This window comes from Nostoc sp. FACHB-892 (assembly GCF_014698795.1).
Classification (GTDB): domain Bacteria; phylum Cyanobacteriota; class Cyanobacteriia; order Cyanobacteriales; family Nostocaceae; genus Nostoc.
Map to the genome: position 1 here is coordinate 211554 of NZ_JACJTR010000001.1, position 24591 is coordinate 236144.

At 42.6% G+C, this 24591-nt stretch carries 24 protein-coding genes; 10 read left to right on the plus strand and 14 right to left on the minus strand.

The features are described 5' to 3' along the window. Positions 1–457: 457 nt before the first annotated feature. From H6G96_RS00850 to fabI, 5 genes are all read right to left on the minus strand, one after another. Positions 458–646 (minus strand): hypothetical protein, encoded by a 189-nt coding sequence (locus H6G96_RS00850; protein WP_190909485.1) that lies wholly within the window; start codon positions 644–646, stop codon positions 458–460. Between the two features lie 65 nt (positions 647–711). Further along, the gene (locus H6G96_RS00855; protein WP_190909486.1) at positions 712–2187 is read right to left on the minus strand and encodes an SLBB domain-containing protein; all 1476 of its coding nucleotides are present in this window, start codon (positions 2185–2187) and stop codon (positions 712–714) included. A 500-nt stretch (positions 2188–2687) separates the two neighbouring features. Beyond that, a complete protein-coding gene (locus H6G96_RS00860; protein WP_190909487.1) occupies positions 2688–3671 on the minus strand; it encodes an ABC transporter ATP-binding protein in 984 nt (327 codons plus the stop codon). A gap of 174 nt (positions 3672–3845) precedes the next feature. Beyond that, complete coding sequence (gene hisB, locus H6G96_RS00865) at positions 3846–4502, minus strand: imidazoleglycerol-phosphate dehydratase HisB (protein ID WP_190909488.1); 657 nt, start codon at positions 4500–4502, stop codon at positions 3846–3848. Positions 4503–4603: 101 nt separating this feature from the next. Continuing rightward, on the minus strand, positions 4604–5380 hold the full coding sequence (gene fabI / locus H6G96_RS00870) for an enoyl-ACP reductase FabI (RefSeq protein WP_190909489.1): 777 nt from the start codon (positions 5378–5380) through the stop codon (positions 4604–4606). Between the two features lie 380 nt (positions 5381–5760). On the opposite strand from fabI, the gene ntcA reads away from it, so the two are divergent. The 3 genes from ntcA to H6G96_RS00885 all read left to right on the plus strand — a co-directional run bounded on the left by ntcA (position 5761) and on the right by H6G96_RS00885 (position 8663). After that, positions 5761–6432: a global nitrogen regulator NtcA gene (gene ntcA / locus H6G96_RS00875; RefSeq protein WP_017652326.1), complete on the plus strand. Its 672-nt coding sequence runs from the start codon at positions 5761–5763 to the stop codon at positions 6430–6432. 168 nt (positions 6433–6600) lie between these two features. Next, positions 6601–8091 (plus strand): DUF3084 domain-containing protein, encoded by a 1491-nt coding sequence (locus tag H6G96_RS00880; protein WP_190909490.1) that lies wholly within the window; start codon positions 6601–6603, stop codon positions 8089–8091. Positions 8092–8207: 116 nt separating this feature from the next. Then, complete coding sequence (locus tag H6G96_RS00885; RefSeq protein ID WP_190729481.1) at positions 8208–8663, plus strand: pre-16S rRNA-processing nuclease YqgF; 456 nt, start codon at positions 8208–8210, stop codon at positions 8661–8663. 96 nt (positions 8664–8759) lie between these two features. Here the strand turns inward: H6G96_RS00885 and H6G96_RS00890 are convergent, their stop codons facing one another. Next, entirely contained in the window at positions 8760–9026 is a 267-nt protein-coding gene (locus H6G96_RS00890) for a DUF3146 family protein (protein ID WP_190729480.1), read from the minus strand. A gap of 282 nt (positions 9027–9308) precedes the next feature. Next, entirely contained in the window at positions 9309–9845 is a 537-nt protein-coding gene (locus H6G96_RS00895) for a hypothetical protein (protein WP_242063132.1), read from the minus strand. Positions 9846–10225: 380 nt separating this feature from the next. On the opposite strand from H6G96_RS00895, the gene H6G96_RS00900 reads away from it, so the two are divergent. From H6G96_RS00900 to H6G96_RS00920, 5 genes are all read left to right on the plus strand, one after another. Continuing rightward, positions 10226–11092 (plus strand): aldo/keto reductase, encoded by an 867-nt coding sequence (locus tag H6G96_RS00900; RefSeq protein ID WP_190909492.1) that lies wholly within the window; start codon positions 10226–10228, stop codon positions 11090–11092. A 263-nt stretch (positions 11093–11355) separates the two neighbouring features. Further along, positions 11356–12147 (plus strand): EndoU domain-containing protein, encoded by a 792-nt coding sequence (locus tag H6G96_RS00905; RefSeq protein WP_242063146.1) that lies wholly within the window; start codon positions 11356–11358, stop codon positions 12145–12147. A 15-nt stretch (positions 12148–12162) separates the two neighbouring features. After that, on the plus strand, positions 12163–12702 hold the full coding sequence (locus H6G96_RS00910) for a GNAT family N-acetyltransferase (protein WP_190909494.1): 540 nt from the start codon (positions 12163–12165) through the stop codon (positions 12700–12702). Between the two features lie 83 nt (positions 12703–12785). Continuing rightward, positions 12786–13562 carry a class I SAM-dependent methyltransferase gene (locus H6G96_RS00915; RefSeq protein ID WP_190909495.1) on the plus strand — a complete coding sequence of 259 codons (777 nt, stop codon included), beginning with the start codon at positions 12786–12788 and terminating at the stop codon, positions 13560–13562. A 92-nt stretch (positions 13563–13654) separates the two neighbouring features. Further along, positions 13655–14002: a cupin domain-containing protein gene (locus tag H6G96_RS00920; protein WP_190909496.1), complete on the plus strand. Its 348-nt coding sequence runs from the start codon at positions 13655–13657 to the stop codon at positions 14000–14002. A gap of 589 nt (positions 14003–14591) precedes the next feature. Here the strand turns inward: H6G96_RS00920 and H6G96_RS00925 are convergent. The 4 genes from H6G96_RS00925 to H6G96_RS00940 form a co-directional block, all read right to left on the minus strand. Beyond that, the gene (locus tag H6G96_RS00925; RefSeq protein ID WP_190909497.1) at positions 14592–16925 is read right to left on the minus strand and encodes an AMIN domain-containing protein; all 2334 of its coding nucleotides are present in this window, start codon (positions 16923–16925) and stop codon (positions 14592–14594) included. A 129-nt stretch (positions 16926–17054) separates the two neighbouring features. Next, a complete protein-coding gene (locus H6G96_RS00930) occupies positions 17055–17834 on the minus strand; it encodes a pilus assembly protein PilO (protein WP_190909498.1) in 780 nt (259 codons plus the stop codon). Beyond that, positions 17831–18607 carry a PilN domain-containing protein gene (locus H6G96_RS00935; protein WP_190909499.1) on the minus strand — a complete coding sequence of 259 codons (777 nt, stop codon included), beginning with the start codon at positions 18605–18607 and terminating at the stop codon, positions 17831–17833. Before H6G96_RS00935 ends, H6G96_RS00930 begins: the two co-directional genes overlap by 4 nt. Positions 18608–18611: 4 nt before the next feature. Continuing rightward, complete coding sequence (locus H6G96_RS00940) at positions 18612–19718, minus strand: type IV pilus assembly protein PilM (protein WP_190909500.1); 1107 nt, start codon at positions 19716–19718, stop codon at positions 18612–18614. 143 nt (positions 19719–19861) lie between these two features. Here H6G96_RS00940 and H6G96_RS00945 point away from each other — a divergent pair, with 143 nt between their 5' ends. Continuing rightward, positions 19862–21160: a sugar ABC transporter substrate-binding protein gene (locus H6G96_RS00945; RefSeq protein WP_190909501.1), complete on the plus strand. Its 1299-nt coding sequence runs from the start codon at positions 19862–19864 to the stop codon at positions 21158–21160. 36 nt (positions 21161–21196) lie between these two features. Here the strand turns inward: H6G96_RS00945 and H6G96_RS00950 are convergent, their stop codons facing one another. The 3 genes from H6G96_RS00950 to H6G96_RS00960 all read right to left on the minus strand — a co-directional run bounded on the left by H6G96_RS00950 (position 21197) and on the right by H6G96_RS00960 (position 23595). Beyond that, positions 21197–22495, minus strand: a complete 1299-nt coding sequence (locus H6G96_RS00950; RefSeq protein WP_190909502.1) for a folylpolyglutamate synthase/dihydrofolate synthase family protein — start codon at positions 22493–22495, stop codon at positions 21197–21199. 249 nt (positions 22496–22744) lie between these two features. After that, positions 22745–22870: a photosystem II protein Y gene (locus tag H6G96_RS00955; RefSeq protein ID WP_012411301.1), complete on the minus strand. Its 126-nt coding sequence runs from the start codon at positions 22868–22870 to the stop codon at positions 22745–22747. 197 nt (positions 22871–23067) lie between these two features. Beyond that, entirely contained in the window at positions 23068–23595 is a 528-nt protein-coding gene (locus H6G96_RS00960; protein WP_190909503.1) for a gamma carbonic anhydrase family protein, read from the minus strand. 239 nt (positions 23596–23834) lie between these two features. On the opposite strand from H6G96_RS00960, the gene H6G96_RS00965 reads away from it, so the two are divergent. Continuing rightward, complete coding sequence (locus H6G96_RS00965; protein WP_190909504.1) at positions 23835–24347, plus strand: TIGR02652 family protein; 513 nt, start codon at positions 23835–23837, stop codon at positions 24345–24347. Positions 24348–24591: the final 244 nt, after the last annotated feature.

The window sequence follows — 24591 nt, forward strand, 5'->3', positions numbered from 1 at the left end:
TAACTCAGTATTGGATATAGCGTCTAACTGCCATTTTGTAAGTTTATACACCGTTTCTCAGGTTCCAACCTGAGAATTTACACGGAAATAAGGCTGAAAAGCCTTTTTGGCTTGTCTTCCAAAAAATAGTAACTTCTAGTAAAAGTACTGGAGGAAAATAGTTAGTATCCAGAGTTACCCCTTTAATGGACACCAAGCAACCGTACAAATGGCGTCATTTCCAATTCGACATCATTCTACTGTGTATACGTGGTATCTGTGGTTAAGATAGTATATCTGTTATCAGTTAGTTAATATACTTAAATAATTCTTATAATAATCAATAAATAAACAAAAGTAAGGTATGATTTTGGTTTTACTGCTTTTAGATTCTAAAATATTCTCATTACCATAAAAAAGCAGATTCACTAAAACAAGGTTAAAAAAAGCCTATCAATAACAGATTAGGAGTTTTCAGTTAAATCTTTAAGTTTATATATTTGTCAATGAGTAATACTACTTGAAAATATCCTAAAATGGTGATAGAAAATACGGTTTTCAAGGAAGCGATCGCAAAAGTCAAGCCACTTCTGTACTCTAGTCTTGTCTTATTCTGTGTTTGAAGCGGTGCGTAGCTTGCTTGTCTGACTATGGACCCTTGACTCATACATAGTGCAATTTTGGGGACGAAGAGGGTTGAGCAACGTCCCCTATTTACATCCGCAATTTAAACTAAAGTCCGAACAACCTAAAAATATTAAAAATAACACCTAGAGGCCCAGTTATGGTGTTTGTGGTATCACCAGTTTTAGCTAAACCAGATCGATTGACTACCACAACATCATTATTACGGAGTATAGGATTAGTTTGCTCATTAATCCCAGCAGAGAAGTCCACTTTTACTATACGTTTAGTGACAGAACCATTAGGGTTGAGGCGAATCAAATCAACAGCATCACTACTAGCTCTGGCATCATTAAATCCTCCAGCAGCGAGTATAGCTTGATTTAAAGAGCTATTTGGCTGAACCTCTGTTAACCCTGGGTTTTTAACTTCGCCTACCACACCAACTTGAATGCGTGCAGGAGACAAAGTAGTGGTAGCTAATTGAGTGGCTTCTGCGGGGTTGATTTCAGTTGCCGTTGGAATAACAATCGTATCTCCATCTTGCACGATGATGTCTTGATTGGCATCACCACTCTGCAATAGTTGCCAAAGATTAATATCTATAGCTTGTTCTGAGCCAGTTCTTGTAGCTCGGCGTAGCTTGAGATTACGAACATCAGCCTGTGCTGTAATTCCGCCAGCGAGTTGAATAACTCGTGTCACATTTGGTAGACCATTGGGATTGGTAGTACCACTGTTAGTAGTAGCGGTTGCGCCACCCTGTGCATCTGTGCTGGCTGGGGTAACAAGATACGAACCTGGACGGTTAACTTCACCAATAATTGTTACCGTGCGAGGTGTGGTTTGGCTAGCGGCAAAGTTAGATGCAAATATATTGCGGGATTTTGCCACGTTGAAGTTGCTTGCAGTTGGCACAACTATGGTATCTCCATCCCGCAAGGTAATATCCTGTGATAACCTGCCCGTTTGGATGAGTTCCTCCAAATTAACGGTAACGGCTTGCTCTGAAGCACGTCCTACTTTACGCCGTAATTGAACTTGAGTCACATCCGCAGCCAGGGTTACACCTTGTGCTGTTGTCAGTGCGGCTAAGACAGTGGGGTATTGTACGCCTGGATTGTCTCCCGCGCCTCCGCTCAAGTTTAAGGTGTAAGCCCCTGGACGTGTCACCTCTCCGGCAACGAAAACATTGATGGGACGGGGCGATAACAAATTGACTGAGATTAAGGGACGTTTGAGGAAGCGAGAGTATCTTCTGGCAATTTCGTCAGCAGCCTGTTCAGTTGTTAAACCAAGGACTGACACACTGCCAATTAAAGGTAAGTTGATGGCTCCACCTGGGGGAATTTGGTACTCGCCTGTATATTCAGGTACTTCAAATACATTTACACGGATGCGATCGCCGCCTCCTAATGAATAATTAGTATCTATTTGTGTTGGCGTGATTGGTGGTTGTGTAGTTGCTGGTAATGGTTGTCCCTGGGCTAGACTGGCGGATGGTACAGCGGCATTGACAGCAGTTAACAAAGCCACACCCACAACAGGCTGAGTTAGGAATTTAAACAAAGTAGTGTTAAGCATATTTACCTGAGATTCTGAAAGTACGATTAATAAAGTATTGTCTAAACATTTTTATTTTGACTATACCTAAGTATTCAAGTTCCCCGACACTCTTATTTTCCTCGAAAACTGTCATTTTCCGGAGTAAATTTGTCTATTGAATTTGAATTTTTAGTGAATTTAATTTAAAGTTAAGCCAACTTGAATACAGGAATTATCAAAAAATATTAGAACTTACGCAAATAAACACAGCTTATACAAGAAATTCTCTGTTAAACAATAAAGTACTTACGAATAAAATGTTCTTGTCAAAGTCAATTTGATAACATTTAAACTATGAGTTTAAATCTGCGATGGTTAAAAAAATTATGAACAATTCCATTAAATAAATACAAATAACCTAGAAAAGAGATTGGAATTTGATTTTTTGTGGGTTGGCTTGACAAAGATAAACTCGAAAAACCAGAAGTTTTGAGTTTTATTCCTCAAGTCAACCCAAAATTGGCTATTTAGCAACAAGATTAATTAAACGAGTTATTTTTTCTTTGGATTTGTTGAATAAAAAACTCTTCTAGTGAATAACGCGACAAGTTCATGGCAATAATTTTACCCTCCATAAGACGAAGACTGGCGAGAAAATCATAATAATCGTCTTGTAGTGTACCTTGCCAGGAACCATCAGGTTCAAATTTTAGAGTGGGTATCCATTTTTTGAGAATTTCCCAGTCACCACCTTGACCTTTTACATGATATGTGTCGTTTTTACCTAAGAGTTCACTGAGGGAACCAGAGCAAATTAATTCTCCTTGAGCGAGGATGGCAATGCGATCGCAAATCTGTTCTACTTCACTAAGAACGTGGCTGTTGAAAAAAATCGTCTTACCAGCAGCTTTTAGCGCCAGAATAATTTCCCGCATTTGGTAGCGTCCCACAGGATCAAGGCCAGACATCGGTTCATCCAGAAAAACCAAATCTGGCTCGTTAATTAGCGCCTGTGCCATACCAACACGCTGTAGCATTCCTTTAGAATAACGGCGCAGCAGCTTTTTGCGGGCATCAGCTTGGGATAAACCCACTAATTCCAACAGTTGGGGAATGCGTTGGCGTTGAACACTTTGGGGAATTTGGAATAGCCCAGCAGCTAGCTGCAAAAATTCCCAGCCAGTGAGATAGTCATATAAATAGGGATTTTCCGGCAGATAGCCGATATGTTGCTTAACAGTGCGATCGCCTATTGGCTTACCCAATAATAATCCCTGTCCAGAGCTAGGACGAATAATTCCCAGCAACAATTTTAAAAGGGTTGTTTTCCCAGCACCGTTTGGCCCTAGCAACCCAAAGGTTTCGCCTTTGTAAACTGTTAAAGAACAGTTTTTCAGAGATACGACTTTTTGATTTAGCCAAAAACCAGTGCGATAGACTTTTCGTAACTCAGAAGTCAGAACTACTGGCGCAGTGTCTGCCGTATTGAGTTGAGAATCAGGGTCATCTGCAACAGACTTCATCTCGGTTCAATTACTAATTACCAGCTTGGTATTAATTACAGGTTACCCGGTAGCCTGATAATAACCATCACCGAGCAGTGTGTCAATTATTGCAGACTGGGGAATGGGGACTGGGAATTAGAGACTGGGGAGAATAACTACCGCCCCATGCTCAATGCCCCCATTTGACTCCTTTCATAGAACGCCTTTAGAACTGGGAATTACACCAGCACGACGGGGGTCGATTTCCACCGCCAGCCGTGTTGCTCTTGCAAAGGCTTTAAATGTTGCTTCAATAATGTGATGGGAATTAATTCCATCCAGTTGCCGAATGTGCAGTGTCATTTGGCTATGGTTCACGATCGCCACAAAAAATTCGCGTACTAGTTGGGTGTCATAGGTTCCTACACGCCCAGTAGGAATTTGCAAGCCGTAACTGAGGTGAGGGCGTCCAGAAAAGTCTAGCGTTACCTCAACTAAGGCTTCATCCAGCGGCGCACGAAAATTACCAAAGCGAACAATGCCTTTTCTATCGCCTAGTGCTTGGTTAAAAGCTTGCCCTAAGGTAATACCTACATCTTCGTTGGTGTGGTGGTCATCAATTTCCCAATCTCCTTTGGCTTGGACATCTATATCAATCAGCCCGTGGGAGGCAATTTGATGCAACATGTGATCCAAAAACGGAATACCTGTTGCTGCTGTGCAAGTTCCTCTACCATCCAGATTGATGGTAACTTGCACATCAGTTTCACCAGTAGTGCGGTGAACAGTGGCAATCCGAGAGGTTTTAGTTGACTGGTCGTAAGTTGACTGGTCGTAGTTTGAATTAACTTGGCGATTGGTTGTTTGCATAGGAATGGGGAGTGGAAAGAGTTAAAAGTTAGGAGTTATGAGTTATGAGTTAAAAATTTATAACTCTTAACTCCTCACTCCTAACTCCTAACTTTATCGCGTCACATTCCCATAATTTCATATCCTGCATCTACATATAGAACTTGTCCGGTAATACCGCTAGACAAATCACTACATAAAAAAGCGGCAGTGTTGCCCACTTCTAGCTGAGTGACGGTGCGTCGTAGGGGAGCTACTTCTTCTACATGATGAATCATATCCAAAATTCCACCCACGGCTGAAGATGCCAAGGTGCGGATGGGACCTGCGGATATGGCATTGACGCGGATATTTTGCGGCCCTAGTTCGGCGGCTAGGTAACGTACACTCATTTCTAAGCCAGCTTTGGCAACTCCCATGACATTATAGTTAGGGATTGCTCTGACACCGCCTAAATAGGTGAGGGTGACGATACTACCTCCCTCTGTCATCAAAGGTTTAGCTGCACCACTTAACTGCACCAGCGAGTAGGTACTAATTTCTAAGGCGGTGTTGAAGCCAGAACGAGAGGTTTGACTAAAATCTCCACTCAAATCGTCTTTGCTGGCAAAAGCCAGACAATGGATAAGGATGTCTAGCTTTCCCCACTGTTCACGGATTGTTTCAAAGGTAGATTGAATCTGCTCATCATTTTGGACATTACAGGGAAGAAATAAGCTGGGGTTGAGAGGTTCTACCAATTCCGCAACTTTTTTCTCCATCTTGCCGCGTTCATCGGGCAGGTAGGTAATACCCAGATTTGCTCCGGCTTTATGCAGCTGTTGGGCAATGCCCCAGGCGATCGAGCGGTTATTGGCAATACCTGTAACAAGAGCATTTTTTCCAGTCAGATTCAGCATAGAAATTGTTAATGCGATCGATCATTAGGAGCATACTAGAATCTGAGGCACGTTTTGTCTTCGTTTTACACCGGATTTGCAAAAATGAATATTGATAAGGGTGTTTTCTATGACAAAAATCTTGATTTTTTCTAAAGATATTCTCAAAATATCTTTATTTGTTCTTTAAAAAACCCTTTTTAATACTGCTATTGTAAGTACTTATCAACAATTAGTAGCTTAAAGGATCAACAATTATGTATCATTGTAAACAAAGAGTTATGAAGAGATTAGTTTGAGTATAGGAAAGTACAGAAAGGTTGACGGTGCTTTATTCATTTTTCGGGTGTATTCTTAGGTAATCAGTTTTTGTTTTTCCGGCATTGGGTAGGGGAAGGGAGATGATCGTGACACAAGATAAAGCCCTAGCAAATGTATTTCGTCAGATGGCGACCGGGGCGTTTCCGCCAGTTGTGGAAACGTTTGAACGCAATAAAACGATCTTTTTTCCTGGCGATCCTGCCGAACGAGTTTATTTTCTTTTGAAAGGTGCTGTTAAACTTTCCAGGGTGTACGAGGCAGGAGAGGAAATAACGGTAGCGTTGCTGCGGGAAAATAGTGTATTTGGTGTATTGTCATTGCTGACGGGAAATAAATCGGATAGGTTTTACCATGCGGTTGCATTTACTCCTGCGGAATTACTGTCAGCACCAATTGAACAAGTGGAGCAAGCACTCAAGGAAAATCCAGAATTATCAATGTTAATGCTGCGAGGTCTGTCTTCGCGGATTTTACAAACGGAGATGATGATTGAAACTCTCGCTCACCGAGATATGGGTTCTAGGTTGGTGAGTTTTTTGCTAATTCTCTGTCGAGATTTTGGGGTTCCTTGTGCAGATGGGATCACAATTGATTTGAAATTATCTCATCAAGCGATCGCAGAAGCAATTGGTTCAACTCGTGTTACCGTTACTAGGCTACTAGGGGATTTACGTGAAAAAAAGATGATTTCTATTCACAAAAAGAAGATTACTGTGCATAAACCTGTTACCTTAAGTAGGCAATTCACATAAAATCAATTGGAGAAAGGGGAATCGGCGCGTGTTCTATTTTGAAAAATGACACTAATAGCTAGAGGTAAATCTAAAATTGAGTAATTTCAGCTATTGCCAATTTCCACTTCTCCCCAGACAATGGTTAAAAGTAGTAGGCTGTATCTGGAAGGATTTCGGTAGCTAAAGATGACCACCGGATACATCCTCATCGCAGCAATTTTAATTCTGGGAGGCGTAATTGCAACCGTGGGCGATCGCATCGGCACACGAGTTGGCAAAGCCCGCCTCTCACTTTTTAACCTTCGTCCGAAAAACACTGCTGTATTGGTAACTATTTTTACGGGCGGTTTGATTTCAGCATCAACATTAGGAATTTTATTCGCTGCCGACGAAGGCTTGCGAAAGGGAGTTTTTGAGTTAGAGGATATTCAAACAGACCTCAGACAGAAGCGGGAACAGCTAAAAACCGCAGAAACTCAAAAAAGTCAGGTAGAGAGTGAGCTAAACCAAGCAAAAATTGCCCAAGCTAAGGCACAACAAGACTTACAGGCAATTAATAAATCTTTGCAAGCGGCGAATGCCAAACAACTGCAAACACAAGCTCAGTTGAACCGCACCATTAGTCAACAAGCTCAAACTCAAACTCAACTTCAGCGCACTCAAGGTCAGCTAGGACAAGTTGTAACTCAGTACCAAAAAGCCATAGCTGAATTGCAAAGCGTTTACAATCAGAGAAAAGAGCTACAGGCGGCAGTTGAGCAACTGAAGACAGAACGTCAAAGACTGTATGCTGAAGCTAAAAAAGCGATTGATGAAGCCAAAACAGCAATTGAAAAACGCGATCGCGAACTTGCTAATCGCCAAGAAGCCATAGAAGAACGCGATCGCAAAATTGCCCAACTGGATCAACTGATTCAAAAGCGTAATGCAGAAGTTGCAGCGCGAGAGCAAGTGATTACCAAACGAGAATCGCGCCTCAAAGAATTGGAAGCACAACAGCAGCAACTAGAACTTGAAGTTGCAAGGTTAGAAAAATATTATCAGTCCTACCGCGACCTACGTCTAGGGAAGCTGGCCTTAGTTCGCGGTCAAGTTCTGGCCGCGGGTGTAGTTCGTGTTACGCAACCTACTGCTGCTCGTCAGGCAGTGGAACAACTTTTACAAGAAGCTAACCGCAACGCCAACCTCGAATTAAGTGAGCCTGGGGCAAATTCTGCAAATGCAGAGCTACTACGCTTTACCCAAGAGAGGGTTGAGAAATTGAGCAAGCAGATTGAGGATGGTCAAGAATACGTGGTGCGAGTTTTCTCAGCTGGTAATTATGTCAGGGGAGAAAAGCAGATAGAGTTTTTCGCCGATACAGCTCGAAATGAATTAGTTTTTTCGGAAGGCGCGGTGCTGGCCACAACTACTGCTGATTCCAAAACCATGACATCGTATCAGTTACAGCAGCGACTGGAAATACTGATTTCTGCTTCCCAGTTTCGTGCCCGTAACGCCGGAATTATCGAAAATGTGCAAGTAGACGGGACTTTTCTGCGCTTTATCAACCAATTAAGACAGTACAATCAACCATTGGAAATCAAAGCGATCGCAGCAAACGACACTTATACAGCCGGGCCATTGAGAGTCAAATTAGTGGCAATAGTCAACGGACAAATTATCTTTAGTACTTAAAAAAATATTTGCACACTGTTATTAGTAAGATTTAAACATATTGAAAAGCAGCCAAAATAGTTGCTGTGATTGCATTTATTCATTTATAATTCTTAATTTTTAATTTTTAATTTATTATGACCTTCCGGGAATTTTCACCAATGCAACCAGTCATCTTGGGGTTTGATCCAGGTCGAGATAAGTGTGGTTTAGCGGTGATGGGACTGGATCGGCAATTGTATTATCATCATGTCGTACTGGCAAAAGAGGCGATCGCTACCATTGAGACACTGCGTCAAAAGTTTCCGATCTCCTTGATGGTGATGGGCGACCAAACTACAGCCAAGCAGTGGAGACAGCAGTTATATCAAGAATTGACAGAACCGTTGAGTATTATTTTAGTGGATGAGCGCTACACAACCTTAGAAGCACGCGATCGCTATTGGCAAATGTTCCCACCCAAAGGGCTAACAAAGCTATTACCACAGGGTCTGCGGCAGCCACCAAGACCGATAGATGACATTGTTGCCATCCTCTTAATCGAAAGATACTTAAATCGCCTCACAGAATCAACACTCAGCAGTCAGGAGTAAGGAATTAGCTCATTAACTCCAAACTCCCAACTCCAAACTCCAAACTCCCAACTCCCAACTCCTAACTCCCAACTCCTAACTCCTAACTACTAACTTTTAAAGTTCCGCCCGAATAGTAAAAGCATAATCTCCTCCAGGCTCTAGTTGATAATCTTGTTGCTCTAAGAATCGACCAAGGGGTTCTTTGATTAAGGCGCGGCCTTGGGAAGGCTTGACGGCAAGTTCTCCCCGGCGAAAATGCCACTGAAAATGCCACTCAAACTCACCGGCACTCACTTCACCCTCAAGGAAGCCGTGTTGCCAGGATTGGCGGGTAATTCTGACATGGGCAGTGGTTTCTGGCAGTCGTCTCTTGGCACTCACTATGCTTTATGTCAAGTGTAGAATAACAGCCGATCATGTAGGCTATTTATTTTATTTACCAAACATAGCTTAATTAAACAAACTAACAAAGTAGGTATTTATAGTTGACTAATACAGCGCGGCGGAAATAAATAATCCATTCCAAATCAGCGAAACGCTTACGCTGTATTGATTCATTTTGACTTTTGACTTTTGACTTACGCCTTGCGGTACTAGGTTGTGTTAATGAGCCGAATGACTTCAGCTTCAGGGAACATTGTCAGGGAATGAAAATGATTTTTGTTAAAATTGTAGGAATGAATGTATCCTAGAAACTGTATATCGGATGCTACTTTCATCAGTATATTGTGGATTAATTGGGATTTCCTTGAATAATTTCAGCACAATTACAGCCCGATAAAGCTTAGAGTATCTAAATTGCTTTTCTTGGATATCAAAACGCAGAATATTTTCTAGTGGATGTTCGATAACTTGGTTTACACGCAAACTTTTACGTTCGATAAATACCTTATCGATACTCTTATAGAAGGTACAGGTAGTTACAGGTGATGTAGCAAAAAAAGCAGCGATCGCTATCATAACCAATAAAAATAAACTTAAGAAAAATAGATAATGCCGTTGATTTTGCTGTACTAATACAGATGTTTTCTCGGAGTTAATAAAATCGTTAATTTTAAAAATAACTTCCTGATTATCTTGATAGCTAACATGAGATAAAAGAGTAAAGTATCCAAAAGGAGTTACAATCACAACTTGATAAGTTTTCCCTCCTCTGCTACCAGTCTTTGTAAGAATGTATGCTTCATGGAGATCAAACATTTTAAGTTTCTCCATGCTTCCCAGCAAAGTGAACCGCCTCAATTCACAATTAATTCGGTTTGATGAAAGGCGATGGCAAGTTATCTTAATTGAAGCAGACTCAAAAAATAAGCAGTAAATCAAAAAGCTTAAGCATAAAGTAAGAATGCACCACCCAGTAAGCCAATCTTTGAGTGGCCGATGCTTTAGCTGCAATCTGGTACGGGTTTCCTCGACAATTTTCATCAGTGCCTGTGTATAGAATACTTAACCCCTGAGTAGAGTATTCCCCTGGTAGCCCCTTTACTGCTCACTAAGTACCAGGGAGGATTTATGATGAATAGCTACAAAAGCTTTGGCTAACTGATAGATAATTGGGGCAGAAAGCTATAGCTAGAAGCATGGAAACCAAACAACTAGGAAAAACTGGCATCTTTGTAAGTGCGATCGGTTTGGGTGGTATGCCCATGTCAATCTCTAATCGTCCTCCCGAATCAGAGTCAATCCAAGTTATTCATCATGCCCTGGATTTGGGTATTACATTTATTGACACTGCCGATTCTTACTGCAAAGATGAGTCAGATAAGCATCACAATGAGCGATTAATTCACAAGGCACTTGCTAGTTACAAAGGCGATGTTAGCCAAGTAATTGTGGCAACTAAGGGCGGCTTGATGCGTCCCGATGGTAACTGGACAAGCAACGGCAACCCAGAACATTTGCGCCAAACAATTCGAGTAAGTTTTGAGGCGTTAGGTGGTGCTAAACCCATCGATGTTTGGCAATACCATTCCCCCGATCCTAGTTACACAATTGAAGAATCCCTTGCACCAGTGAAAGAAGCAGTAGAAGCTGGCTTGATTCGGTTTGTGGGAGTTTCTAACTTTTCCGTTGAACAAATTAAGCGGGCGCGAGATGTGGTGGATATTGTCTCAGTGCAGAACCAATACAGCCCTTGGCAACGACAGCCAGAAAATGACGGCGTATTGAAGTATTGCGAACAGCAAGGATTAACATTTTTGCCTTGGAGTCCCTTTGGTGGTAGGCGTCGCCATCAGAACTTACAAGATATCCCTGCGATCGCTCACTTAGCTAAAGAAAAAGGTGTGTCACTGTATAATATCGTTTTGGCGTGGTTGCGTTCTAAGTCGCCAGTTATTTTACCAATTCCAGGTGCTAGCAAGGTTTCTAGCATTGAAGACTCAACACAAGCTATCAATGTGAAACTCTCTGATGAAGAAGTGCAAAAAATTGATCGGGCAACTTAATGATTCCACTCGCTAATTAGGTAAAATTACCAAAGATTTACGCACTACGTTTCGCTAGTTTAAGATAGCGTGATCAACAATTTAAGATTTCAATTCAACAGACTTTTAAAGAAGTTCATCAACCCGGTTTATTAAAAAAACCGGGTTTTTTATAAAGTATTCTATTCCTTAAATTAAACTTGATGTAGTATTGCTATCTAAGTAATTAATCTAAAATTATGCAGCTAAATCTTTTAACCAATAGGTCAAAGCAGATGGTAAATATGCTTGCTTTTTTGGTACTGGTTTCCCCTTTTTCCTGGCAAAATTCCGTGAAGGCGCAACCTCAGCCAAATACGCAACTTCTGCCGTTTTTTGACAACGTAGATAACCCGGTTACTGTTCGTTTCCCCGCAGGACAAAAGGTAGATATTACACCATCTCCACCTCTGCTAAATCCTTTTGACAAGGCTGTACTAAACCTCTGCGGCCCTATTGGTACAAGAGTTAGTTCTAATAATTTTAAACAATTGTTATCTTATTACCCAGATGTGTTGCAAAAACTTCAGCAAGTTAGCGGCGGTGAACTTCGTCCAGGACGTAAGAATAAAGCACAATTTCTCGAAGATTTAACGAATATTTGGTTTCAACGCCGAGGGTTTGAGCATATATTTTGTAGTGAAATATATAACGCCAATGATATAGGTGGCTTACATTTTCACGGTAGATATTTACAGTTGCAAAATGAAGGAATAGGCGGACGGTTGCCAAATAATCAAGGACGAGAGGAAGTTGTTCCTGGAGTCATTTATACAATGGGTGTAGTAATTAAGCAGAAAAATCGGACAGTAACAGATGTCATCAAAGGCTATGGCTACCTCAGCAATGCCGAAGAAATGCTTTTAGATGCCACCAGAATATATAAGCTCCAAGGTAATAATGACGGAGCGTGTATTTATAATGTACGTGACCAAGAAACAGGTAAATCCTTTCCTACAGTTTTTGTTACTAAAGAAAAAGCAATCATTACCTATTATCCTGATGCTACTCCTCAAGGTGCAAGATGTAAAAGCTAAAAATAGAGAAAAAACATGATCTTAGAAACAGACCGTTTGCTAATGCGTGATTTTATAGAAGCAGACTGGCAGGCGGTTTTTACCTATCAATCTGATCCTTTGTACTTGCGTTATAACTATTGGACACATCGCACACAGAAGGATGTTTGCGAATTTGTACAAATGTTTATTGGTCAGCAAAAAGAGCAACCAAGAACAAAGTTTCAGTTAGCTGTTGTCCTCAAAGAAGAAAATCGGCTTATTGGCAATTGTGGCATCCGTGTAAACGATTCTGAACTGCGGGAAGCAAACATCGGCTATGAATTAAATACTCAGTATTGGGGACAAGGTTATGCAACAGAAGCAGCACAAGCCATTTTAAAGTTTGGCTTTGAAGAATTGGGAATGCATCGTATCTGGTCTTGGTGTGTAACGGAGAATGTTGCTTCTGTAAAGGTATTAGAAAAAATTGGTATGCGTTGTGAAGGTCATCTACGGGAAAAAGAGTTAATCAAAGGCAGATGGTACGATAATTTTCTTTACGCTATCCTTGACCACGAGTGGAAAGCAAAATAATACTGCTTCTATGAGCTACCTCAGAGACAATATCATAAATTCCTGAGAAATTGAGGGTAAGGCAAATTCAGAGGGTCGCAGAGATGACCAACACTATCCTCAATTTCCAAACAGCTACTGGACACGAAGTTTTAGCAGCAGCAGGTAAAAAATATCTGCGTCCTGGTGGAAGAATAGCCACCGATAAATTATTTGAATGGGCAAACTTTCAGCCTGGAGAGACAGTTTTAGAGCTAGGTTCTAGCTTTGGATATAGTGCGATCGCCTTAGCGAAAAGCTATCATGTCAAAGTGGTAGGCGTTGAAAAAAATCCTGATAGTGTAGCTTGTGCGCGTGCTAATATTCGTGCTGCTGGCTTAGAAAATGAAGTCGAAATCATTGAAGGTAATATTTTCAACCTAGAAGCAATCGCCGGAAAATTTGATTATGTATTGGCAGAAGCCATTCTCACGATGCAATCCCCATTGGGAAAAGCCAAGCTTTTAGCTGAAATTCACCATCGGCTCAAACCGGGAGGCAAATTTCTCTCCCATGAACTATCAGCTAGTAACAAAGAAGAACAAATTCATGATGATTTGGCACGAGTAATTCGAGTTAATTCTACACCGTTGTCAGAAACCAACTGGATTTCAGCTTTTTCCGCAGCAAGATTGCAAGTAGAGAAATGCCAAACTGACTCAATGAAATTATTGAATTTAAGACGGATGTTTCAAGATGAAGGTATTTTTAATGCAACTAAATTTTTGTGGAATATATTGACGCAGAGAGATATCCGCAAGCGAGTTTTAGAAATTCGCCAAGTTTTTCATAAATACCAAGACGAATTAGGCTACATCATTTTGTGTGCTGTTGCCCAGTAAGATAATTTATTCCCCAAACCATCGCCTAATAAATACGGATAATCATTCAAGGATTATCAGCCTTTCTTTACGGTTCAGAATATTAAAATACTATGACCAATTCAATCACAAATAGCCCATCTTTCATCACTCAACTACGAGAACAAATTGAATACCCCAGTGCGGGAGTTCTCAGCAAAGTATTGCTGAAAGATAATGCTTGTCAATACACTCTATTTTGCCTAGCAGCTAATACTGATATTTCTGAGCATACCTCCACTCGTAATGCCACGATCAACGTAATCGAAGGTAGAGGTTTACTTACTTTATCTGGAGAAAGCATTGCGCTTAAAGCTGGTGTTTTTGTCTTTATGCCTGCTAACGCGCCCCATGCCTTAAAAGCTGAAGAAAATATGACATTCCTGCTCACACTTTCTGAAAAAGTAGCAGAGGGTAATTAGTTATTTATGGAGTTTTGGAAAATGCGATCGCTACTTTTAACTATTGCTAAAAATTGAAATTTTTCTGAAACTCAATTCGGAGAAATATTATCAAAATCTCTAACTTACAGCAAATTGCGAGTTAGTGAGGTACAGATAATCGTAGGGGCAAGGCGCAATGCCCATTGGTGTCAACTTAACGTGAAACCCTGGCAATGACGTTATATCAAGCCTACTCAATTACCAATTAAGTCGTCGGAACCCCACCCCGCTTTTGTCTAGCGGCAAAATCTCCCCTCCCCGTGAACGGGGAGGGGATTAAGGGGAGCCAGTGCGGTCTTCTCCCAAAGGGAGAGGCTAGCGCCAAGGGGTCTCCCCAAGTAGAGCATCTGGCGTGTGGGGTAAAACGCCTGTGGGATAAGCGTTTTAACTTAAGTTGACACCAATGAACATGTTGTGCCCCTACCCATATACTTCATTTACCTGAAATACACTGTAAGTTTTCTTGTCAGAAAACAGCGTTATCCCAAACCCATTTAGATGGTAGTCGCTACTTGGCAATAATTAGGAAGGTTTGAGCCAGAGGTGACTCACCTGCTCATCATCCCTATTATCTACCAGGAACTTTCAACCCCCGACGCTCAAGGATTTGTCGCACATCTGGGCTGGGAGTGTAGTTATAGCCGTAAGAGGAGTTCTCTGTGTCATCCATGATTTGAGGTGTGAGTAATACGATCACCTCATTACGCTGGTTCTGTCTGTTTGTACTTCTAAATAGCGAACCAATTAGTGGAAGATCACCCAAAATAGGAATTTTGGAAACAGTTGTCCGGTCTGAATCTTGAATAATACCTGAGAGAATTAGTGTTTGACCATCTCTCAAGCGAACCGAGCCAGAATTAAGAGAGCGCTCTGATACCAAGAATATTTGTTGGCTACCACCTCCGCCAACATTTATGGTAGCTGGAGCTTGGGGTGCTTTGACGACAGGAGCTACCGATAGAGAGACAAAACCGTTATCGTCAATCCGCTCAACTTTGACAGCTAGGGTTAAACCTACTCGATCTTTTTGCGCTGAAATCGTTTCTGTAGCAAGATTCGCATCGCGAACTATTTCCCTTACAATGTTACCTACCACTTCCTGAGTCAGGTTGACATTAGCGGTTTGACCTTCTTGCACAATTAACGTCGGGTCTGTCAAAATCTTGGCATTGCCATTTTGGACTTGAGCCTGCAAGCTAGCTAGAAGACGCCTAGGGAATTGGAATAAACTTGGGAGAGCGAATGTAGATTGAGAGGGAGTTGTACCTGTTCCTGGAGTAAATTCTGTAATACCTGGTTGCAGCGGATCGCCTAAACTAGCTCTTGCGGACTGTACACTATTATTTTGAACATCCAAAAATGTTTCTCCCGTTATAGGATTCTGGATGACAGGTCTACTAGTCACACTAGTTGATGCTTCAGCTCTTGTAGCTGGTCTGGAACCGCCAAAGTTGAGAGATGCTGCACCGCCATCACTTGTAAAGTAGTTGTTACCAACCCCAAAGGAAAAGCTAGTATTGTAGTCTTGGGTATTCAAGAGGTTAACATCGATAATCTTGACATTGACTACCACCTGACGACGGCGGATATCAAGCTGAGTTAGTTGATTCATTGCCATCTCAACTAGCCGAGGAGGGCCAATCAAGGTCAGGGAATTGGTGCGCTCATCTCCTAATGCCTGTAAACCTCTAAGTAATGGGCTAGAGTCTGTAAAATTAACGCGTTGAGTTTCAACTCTACTTTCCGTAGTCGTCTGAGTTTGGGTGATAGGCGTAGCTCCAGCCCCAACAGGCACAGCATCAACGCTGGTAACTTGTCGCTCTCGGCTGACGGCACTTTCTGCCCCTAAGCCGACTAAAAAGTTTAGGGCGACTCCTACTGTCACCTGATTGAGTCGCAGGCTACGCATAACCATGTCACGGGTGGAATTGGGTAGTTTGGGGCCAACAAAAACTGTACGATTACTGCGGTTAGCTTCCAAACCACTCAAGCGTAAGACGTAGTTAAACACATCTTGCACTGGCTCGTTTTCTATATCTAAGGAAATAGTTTGAGAGCTTGCTTGTGCATTAGCAGCACCAGCTTGTTGACCTCCAGCAGCAGCTTGCTCACCTCCAGCAGCAGCTTGCTCACCTCCAATATAAGCCAGATTTAAATTAGCAGCACGGGCAAGCAGTGACAAAACCTCACGCACGGGCGCATCTCGCAGCACTAGACGGGGTACACGTTCCTGAGTTCCTAAGTCAATGGTGCTAGGAGAAGCATCAGTATTAGAGATGGCAATATCTCCCACGGGTGGCGCGACGGCTCTAGGTAAGAAAGGTGGAGCCTGACTCACAGGTTGACCTGGCCCAGCAGCTTGTGCAGGTTGTCCGTCAATGGTGACTTCCGGGTTAGGAACAAGAACATCTGGCTTTTGACCAGATTGGGCTGGAGTCGTAGGCGGTGCTGTGAAAGTTTGCGCTGTTGGCGTTGGTGCTGATGCTGTAGTGCCACCAGATGGGCTAAAGCTGAGTGTAATTCCATTTTGCGATCGCACCACAGGTTGACTGCCAGGTGTATTGTTACTACCAGTCACCGTCACTCGGATACTATTGGCATCAAGCTGATTAATCTCGACGGAGGCAATTCCTGGTGCTGGGCTATCTTGACGAAAACTCTTACCTTGTGGTAATCGTAATTGAGCATTGATAATATCTGCGACTAAAGCCTTGCCTCTTTTTGTAGTGAAAACTTGGGGGCGCGACCCTGAAGAAGTCTTTAAAGCAACGCTAATTCCACCATTAACTGCATTTAACTGTACATCAGTAATTTGACTAATTTGTGCCCAAACTGGTTGAGCTGCCAAAAATACAAAAGCGGCAGTACCTAATATAAAACTATTACCGTGAAGCTGTTTCACAGTTCATTCCTCACCTAATAACACCTTGTTTACAAAGAACTTTCAGTAGTTAGCTAAAAGTGAGAAGTTATGAGTGAGTAGTTAGGAATGAGAACTCCTAACTCCTAACTCCTAACCTCTAACTCCTAACTACTTTTTCGGAGCAGCTTTAGCTGCGGCTGCGGCGGCTGCGGCGGCTATTTCTTCTGGACTAAGTGGCATCAATACCTGTAACTGGAATGATGTATTAATCGCTGCTGGGCCTACCTGCACCGGCGTTTTATCTAATGGGTCTCTTGACTCTACTGGAGCCAAAGTTGCTTGATAATCTCTAACTATTAACAAAGGCTGTAAACGCTCGATGTTACGCATTATCGATTGCGTTTGCTCATAAGTTCCTGTAATTTCGGCATTGATACTGCTGCGTTGCAGCTTACCGTCAACCTGTACTCCTAAACTTCCATCTATAATTGGTTCTGGTTTTTGGGAAACTGGCACAAATTTCTTTAGTTTGGCTCTGACTACATTCAGAGAAGTTGGAGTATTGCCAGACTCAACCAAGCGATTCATATCCAGCAGCAATGTATCCAAGGTTTTTTCGTCAGCAAATAAACCTAAAACCTGAACTTTTTGCTGTTTTGCCTGTGCTAGTTCGTCTTTAACTTGGTCAATTTGTTTTATACTGGCTTTTTTTTGCTCAATTTGCCCTTGCAGTTCAGAGCTTTTTGCTTGCTGCTGCTGATAGCTTTCCCAAGCTGGCATCAGCAGGTTTAAAAATATATAACCTGCTCCCGCTAAACCAATTACCCCCACCAAAATCCCAATGATTTTTGGTGTGAAGGCAATACCAAATACCATAGGGTAAGCTGGCGTTTCCGAATCGAATTCCCCACCATGTTCGCCAAAATTTAAATCATCACTCAGCGTCATTTTGAAATGACTCCTGTTTGTTGCATACTACGAATTCGAGCCACTAAGCCCACTGTGCCTTTTTTTTCCAACTCCCGGATTAATTCTGAAGCTGGAACATCGTTCATACTCGATTGGATGGTGTATTTAACTACTTGGGGCGGTTTAATTGCTACAGGATTAGCAAGTTGATCCACACCTGGTGGTAAAGGAGCATCCACTAACGTTGCTGTCAGAATTCTGCTTTCTGCGGACTTCAAGAATTGAGACTGTTGTAAACTCAATAAGAAATCATTGACATCGTTAAAAGAACGAGCCAATCCAGTAATTTCTAATCCCCCGGCAGGATTACTTGGTGGCTGCCCTTCCGCAGCCGGAATGGGTGGGATTTGCTTGATAGTCTCGATTTGCACTGTTACGGGGATGCGATCGCGCAAATCTTGCAGCATTGCTGACCAAGGCCGAATTTGGTCAAATACAGTTACTAAAGCTTGGGTTTCCCCTTTAATTGCATTCGTCTCGGCTTTGATTTTGTTAATATTTCCGATTTCTGTATCTAATCTATTGCTTTCTTGCTGTAATTGTGCTATCTGCCCCTCTAATTCAACAATCTTCCCTTGCAACAGCCACCAACCAAGCCCCAATAAAGCTGGAAGGACTACACCTACTGCAACTCCCGCATAGATTGGTGTCAAATCCCCTGTAGGCAGATTTAGGGATATTCCTCCCTTTCTCTCAGGCTTTTTCTGGTATGCTGGGCGATCTTTAAGAAAGTTAACATCTAGGCTGTACATTTTGTTACACCTCCCGCATTCCTAGACCAAGTACTATCGCCAAGCCTGAGCGTTGCACCTGTGGATATTTATCGGTGTCAACTTCCAAAGACAAAGACCCGATTGGATCTATTTGGGTAGTTGGCAAGCTCAATCGTTGAGTAAAGAATTCATCTAGTTGTTGGAGTCCACCTCCTGGGCCAGCTAATATAATCTGCGCTACCTCCAAATTTTCACTTTGATTCAGGTAAAAATCGATGGAACGGCGCAGTTCATCCGTTAGTTCTCCCAATACTCTCAAGATGGCTGCCATACCAGGATTGAGTTCAGTAACGCCGGTTTTACCGCCGTCTATGGGAGTTGGGGGAATAACCATCCCATGTAACAGTTCCATATCTCGTGATGTGGGTAAGCTCATTGCCCTTGCTAAGGCAGTTTGCATTTGATAAGTCCCGATTGGGACTGTGCGCGAAAATTGCGGCACTCCGTTAACGATGATGGCGATTTCTGTACTATCGAACTCTATATCAACTAGGACTGCTGCTTCTTGCGGCCCAAATTGCCGCAGTTGCTCGCGAATAGTCCGAATTAGAGCAAAGCTGTTAATTTCTAAAACATCAATTTGTAATCCTGCCTGCTCGAATGTACTTATATAGGTATCTGTTATCTCCTTGCGGGTGGCAACTAGGAGTACGTGTACTTTTTCAATGCCATCTTCATCTACAAAGTACCCAAGTTTCTGATAATCTACATCAGCCTCTTCACGAGGATAGGGTAAATACAAACCTGCTTCATGGTTCAGCACCATTTCTCGCAGTTCTTTATCATCTAACTCTGCCGGTACTGGTATTATCCGAACGATGGAATCTCGCCCTGGTACAGCAGTAGCAACGCGAGAAGTTTTGATTTTGCTCTCAGCTAGCGCCTGTTGGATTAATTGCGCCATTGCTGCGGGGTCGGTGATTTGACCATCGGTAACTACGCCTTCTGGAACTGCTACCGATGTAAAGGTTTCTAGTTTTAAGCCTTGACGTTGCTTGCGTAGCTGAACTACATTGACCCGTTCGGGAGCAAGTTCAATGCCGACCCCCTTCTTCGATTTGCCAAACAGACTATTGAAGCTTTTTACCACAGTTGTGCCCGCTGGACTGCTAAATTGAAAATTTAAATGATACTAAGAAATGGACTTGGCGCTTAGGTAATTTATTTAACCTTTAATCTTGACAATTCTGATCTAAGCTTTTCACACTGAGCAAGCGTAAAAATACTGGGAAAATGATTCAATTACGAAAATTTAAACAACTTGTTGCTTTTGTACTGCTTGGCTTATTAACCAGTTGGGTTGTAAGCTGCGGCACAGGTAATGTCAGTACAGGCACAAAACAGGCTACTTCCGGAACGGCAACTGTTGAGTTTTGGACGATGCAACTCCAACCTCAATTTACCGACTACTTCAAAAGCCTAATTGCGAATTTTGAATCGCAAAATCCAGGTATAAAGGTTAACTGGGTTGATGTACCTTGGGCGGCGATGGAGAACAAAATTTTAACAGCTGTCTCAGCAAAAACGCCACCTGATGTAGTTAACCTCAATCCGGGTTTTGCTTCCCAACTTGCGGGACGAAATGCCTGGTTAGATTTAGATACAAAAGTCCCAAACGATGTACGTTCCTCCTATCTACCGAATATCTGGGAATCTTGCACGCTCAATGGCAAGAGTTTTGGGATTCCCTGGTATCTCACCACACGGCTAACCATTTATAACACCGATTTATTAAAACAGGCAGGTATCAATAAAACACCCACAACCTACGCAGAATTGGCACAAGCAGCGCAACAAATTAAAGATAAGACTGGCAAATATGCGTTTTTTGTGACTTTCGTACCACAAGATTCTGGTGAAGTGTTGGAATCTTTCGTGCAAATGGGAGTCACCCTAGTAGATGCTGAGGGGAAAGCGGCGTTTAATTCAGCACAAGGTAAGGCAGCGTTTCAGTATTGGGTAGACTTGTATAAAAAAGGGCTGCTTCCTAAAGAAGCTTTGACCCAAGGACATCGCCACGCGATCGATTTATACCAATCTGGAGAGACTGCGTTTCTAGCCTCTGGGCCAGAGTTTCTGAAAACGATCGCTAATAATGCCCCGAAAATTGCTCAAGCTTCAGCGATCGCACCTCAACTCACTGGTGACACAGGTAAGAAGAATGTGGCGGTTATGAATATGGTTATTCCCCGCGATAGCAAACAACCCGATGGTGCTGTGAAATTTGCTTTATTTGTTACCAATGACGAAAATCAGTTAGCCTTTGCTAAAGCTGCAAATGTCTTACCTTCTACAGTTAAAGCATTATCTGATAGTTACTTTAAAGAGGTTCCAGCTAATGCTTCAACAGTAGAAAAAGCGCGGGTTATCACTGCCCAACAACTACAACAAGCAGAAATATTAACCCCTACTTTGAAGGATTCCAACAAACTGCAAAAGGCAATTTATGAGAACTTGCAAGCAGCAATGTTAGACCAGAAGACTGTAGATAAAGCTGTAGAAGATGCGGAGCAAGAGTGGAACAATAGATAAATTCGTAATTCGTAATTCGTAATTCGTAATTTGTAATTATGATTTACGAATTATATTGGTGGTTGATAAAAAATCGCCTATTAGATAAAGGGAACCACATACAACGATTAAATCGTCTGTGGTGGTGGTTGAAGTTGCGGCTTCTAGTGCTGTGAATAAATCTGGATGTATTTGGCGATCGCTTAATTTGGGGCAGAGGCTGTAAGCTAGGTTTGCTAAGTAGTCTAAATCAGCAGAAGTTCTACCTGGCCAAGATTCTACTGGTATTGGTACTAAAAAAAGGCGATCGCCTGGCCGCAGCAGGGCGGCAAAAATATCAGCATGATCCTTATCGGAAAACATTCCGATAACCCAATTGACTGGCTTGGGGTTAACTGCGTTTAAGCTGTCGACATACTGGCGAAGAACTTCGGCGGCGGCGGTATTATGAGCGCCATCAAGTAATAATTTATGGTTTTTCCAGGTAGTCCATTGCATCCGCCCTGGCCATTTAGTTTTTGCCATGCCGTTAATTATGGCTTCTTCAGAAATCTGCCAACTCTGTTGTTGGAGAATTTCTAAAGTAGCTAAAGCCAAAGCTGAATTTGCTAATTGAATTTGTCCCGCTAATGGCAAGGGATATTTAATAAACTTTGAATTTTGAAGTGTTTCATATTCTGCCCATTGTGTAGCGATTTGACGGGCGGGTTGAGGAGTAAAAATGGGGCATTGTAATTCTAAAGCACGCGATCGCACAACTTTCTCTGCCTCTGGTGGCAATGCGCCAACTACAACAGGACATCCAGGCTTAAGGATACCTGCTTTTTCTCTAGCAATATGAGCGACGGTAGGGCCAAGTTGCTGCCAGTGTTCCCGGCTGATGGAAGTGATGATCGTAACCAACGGTTCTAAGCAGACATTTGTTGCATCTAAGCGCCCTCCTAGTCCGACTTCTACCACAGCCACATCGACTTGCTGCTGGGCAAAATACAACCAAGCAGCTGCGGTAATTACTTCAAATTGAGTTGGCGATTCGTCACCAGCACGAATAACCGCTTGGACTTTTTCTAATAATTGGCTCAATTCTTCAGAGGAAATTGGCTGTTCATTCAAACAAATACGTTCCGTCCAATCAACTAAATGCGGGGAAGTATAACGTCCTGTACGATAACCAGCCTCAGTCAGTACCGAGGAAAGATAGGCACAGACTGAACCTTTGCCATTTGTGCCAGCAACGTGAATTACCGGGACTTGATGATGGGGATTGCCGAGATTTGCCAATAGGTTGACAATGCGATCGAGTCCCAGATGGACACCAAAGCGTTGTAGGGGTTGTATTAGAGAATCGATATCCAAGTCAGGGAGAGTGGGGAGTGGGGATGAGGAGGAGCAGGGGGAGCAGGGGGAGCAGGGGGAGCAGGGGAGGCAGGGGGAGATGAGGGAGATGAGGGGACAAGGAGAATAACCATGTTCAATGCCCAATGTCCCATGCCCAATGCCCAATGCCCAATGCCCCATGCCCAATGCCCTACTCATTATGAACAAAACCGACTGCCTCTGTGAAGAGGAACAGTCGGTTGAAGATCGATGGTTATTAAGCCGTATTTAAGCTTCTCTATCCAAAAAGCCTTGAATTTGTCTTAAAGCCGCAGCGCCAATATTAAACACTGCCCAGCTAGCAGCAATGACAACTGGTGCTAAAACGATCGCTATACGGTAATCGATATCCATATCTAGAACCCCTCTCTTAAGTAGAAATTAAAGTTTTGTCAACTGCTCTCATTTTTATTTTTAGCTGAAGTGGGCAATTTTTCCAACTAGATATGTAAAGAATGTTTAAATTATTGGGAATTGGGCATGGGGCATTGGGCATTGGGCATTGGGCATTGAGCATGGTTATTCCCCTTGTCCCCTTGTCCCCTCAGTCCCTAAGACTTCTTAAACCCGATATCAGTACCCTTACCAGCATGAACTAAAGCTAACTTTTGGTAACGTTGGGCGTGTTCAATCAGTTCTGCGGCTTCAGCCTCTGTTACTTGCCGTAACACTTTGCCAGGAATGCCAACAACTAGGGATAAGGCAGGTACATCTTTGGTTACGACTGCACCAGCGCCAATAATGCTACCAGCACCTACTCGTACCCCATCTAAAATTACTGCGCCAATGCCAATCAAACTTCCACGCTCAATGTAAGCAGAATGTATCACAGCGCGATGCCCTACGGTAACATAATCTTCTAAAATTGTCGGAAAACCAGGATCGCCATGTAAAATTGCACCATCCTGAATATTTGTGCATTCGCCAATTTCAATCCGTTCCACATCTCCTCTAACCACAGCTCCATACCAAATGCTCACCCCTGCTGCTATATTTACCGAACCTATAACAACGGCATTGGCTGCGATAAAGGCAGCTTGAGAAAAATCGACAGATGGCCAGTAAGAAGCGGTAGACACGATAGAATATGAATATGGTACCCAGGAACACTGGAGAAACTCCAACCTTTGAGGCTGGTTGCACAACTAGGATATCACAGCGTCAAGCCTCTACAGTGAGGAAAACACTAGTGAAGAATGTTCCTGGCGCAACTACGTGTCTGTGCAGCAGCAAGCAAGTAACCCAAAGTGGTGGAGCCAAGGTGTATAATAAAATACACTAGTGCTAGTGAAGACAAAATTATGTTTGTACGCACTTCATGATGAATCCAGCCTTGCAGTACCCAATGTTTGGGCCTGAAATACAGTGTCCCCATTGTCGCCAGACTATTCCGGCGCTGACATTAACAGATACCTATTTGTGTTCGCGTCATGGCGCGTTTGAAGCTAATCCTAAAAATGGAGAGTTAATCCATTTGCAATCGGGGCGTCATTGGCGAAGGTGGAATAATGAATGGTATAGACAGCATACTCATCCCGATGGTATTCGGTTTGAAATTCACGAAGCATTAGACAAGCTCTATACCCAAGGCTATCGAGCAACAAGAGTGATTATTGCTCGACGCTATCAGGAATTGATGAGCGGCTACTTAGAACGCAGCACGCCTTGGCGTTCTGGACAACCAGAAGCTACTGCTACGCGTTTGTATGGCTTACCCGTGGAATTTAGCCCTGATACCTCAGAAGATGCCTGTTGGGAAGTGATTAATTTTGACTTGGAAAAAGAGCCTGGCGTCCCTGTACGCTACCCCTATTTCAGGTTGTTTGAGTGAAGTTAGGAGTTAGGAGTTAAGAGTTAAGAGGTTGGAGGTTGGAGGTTGGAGTTAGGAGTTAGGAGTTAAGAGTTAGGAGTTAAGAGTTAGGAGTTAAGAGTTAAGAGTTAAGAGTTAAGAGTTAAGAGTTAGGAGTTAAGAGGTTGGAGGTTGGAGTTAGGAGTTATACCGATTACATCTGAGGTTGCTCCCTAACAATTTGCTCAAGCACCTTGTCTCACTAAGCTTGATTTTGTGCAATTTC

What these genes read in the sequence shown, in the direction of transcription:
- H6G96_RS00850 (WP_190909485.1), bottom strand. Translation starts at nt 646, where the DNA reads ATGAGTCAAGGGTCCATAGTCAGACAAGCAAGCTACGCACCGCTTCAA.
- H6G96_RS00855 (WP_190909486.1), bottom strand. Translation starts at nt 2,187, where the DNA reads ATGCTTAACACTACTTTGTTTAAATTCCTAACTCAGCCTGTTGTGGGT.
- H6G96_RS00860 (WP_190909487.1), bottom strand. Translation starts at nt 3,671, where the DNA reads ATGAAGTCTGTTGCAGATGACCCTGATTCTCAACTCAATACGGCAGAC.
- hisB (WP_190909488.1), bottom strand. Translation starts at nt 4,502, where the DNA reads ATGCAAACAACCAATCGCCAAGTTAATTCAAACTACGACCAGTCAACT.
- fabI (WP_190909489.1), bottom strand. Translation starts at nt 5,380, where the DNA reads ATGCTGAATCTGACTGGAAAAAATGCTCTTGTTACAGGTATTGCCAAT.
- ntcA (WP_017652326.1), top strand. Translation starts at nt 5,761, where the DNA reads ATGATCGTGACACAAGATAAAGCCCTAGCAAATGTATTTCGTCAGATG.
- H6G96_RS00880 (WP_190909490.1), top strand. Translation starts at nt 6,601, where the DNA reads ATGACCACCGGATACATCCTCATCGCAGCAATTTTAATTCTGGGAGGC.
- H6G96_RS00885 (WP_190729481.1), top strand. Translation starts at nt 8,208, where the DNA reads ATGACCTTCCGGGAATTTTCACCAATGCAACCAGTCATCTTGGGGTTT.
- H6G96_RS00895 (WP_242063132.1), bottom strand. Translation starts at nt 9,845, where the DNA reads ATGTTTGATCTCCATGAAGCATACATTCTTACAAAGACTGGTAGCAGA.
- H6G96_RS00900 (WP_190909492.1), top strand. Translation starts at nt 10,226, where the DNA reads ATGGAAACCAAACAACTAGGAAAAACTGGCATCTTTGTAAGTGCGATC.
- H6G96_RS00905 (WP_242063146.1), top strand. Translation starts at nt 11,356, where the DNA reads ATGCTTGCTTTTTTGGTACTGGTTTCCCCTTTTTCCTGGCAAAATTCC.
- H6G96_RS00910 (WP_190909494.1), top strand. Translation starts at nt 12,163, where the DNA reads ATGATCTTAGAAACAGACCGTTTGCTAATGCGTGATTTTATAGAAGCA.
- H6G96_RS00915 (WP_190909495.1), top strand. Translation starts at nt 12,786, where the DNA reads ATGACCAACACTATCCTCAATTTCCAAACAGCTACTGGACACGAAGTT.
- H6G96_RS00920 (WP_190909496.1), top strand. Translation starts at nt 13,655, where the DNA reads ATGACCAATTCAATCACAAATAGCCCATCTTTCATCACTCAACTACGA.
- H6G96_RS00930 (WP_190909498.1), bottom strand. Translation starts at nt 17,834, where the DNA reads ATGACGCTGAGTGATGATTTAAATTTTGGCGAACATGGTGGGGAATTC.
- H6G96_RS00935 (WP_190909499.1), bottom strand. Translation starts at nt 18,607, where the DNA reads ATGTACAGCCTAGATGTTAACTTTCTTAAAGATCGCCCAGCATACCAG.
- H6G96_RS00945 (WP_190909501.1), top strand. Translation starts at nt 19,862, where the DNA reads ATGATTCAATTACGAAAATTTAAACAACTTGTTGCTTTTGTACTGCTT.
- H6G96_RS00955 (WP_012411301.1), bottom strand. Translation starts at nt 22,870, where the DNA reads ATGGATATCGATTACCGTATAGCGATCGTTTTAGCACCAGTTGTCATT.
- H6G96_RS00965 (WP_190909504.1), top strand. Translation starts at nt 23,835, where the DNA reads ATGATGAATCCAGCCTTGCAGTACCCAATGTTTGGGCCTGAAATACAG.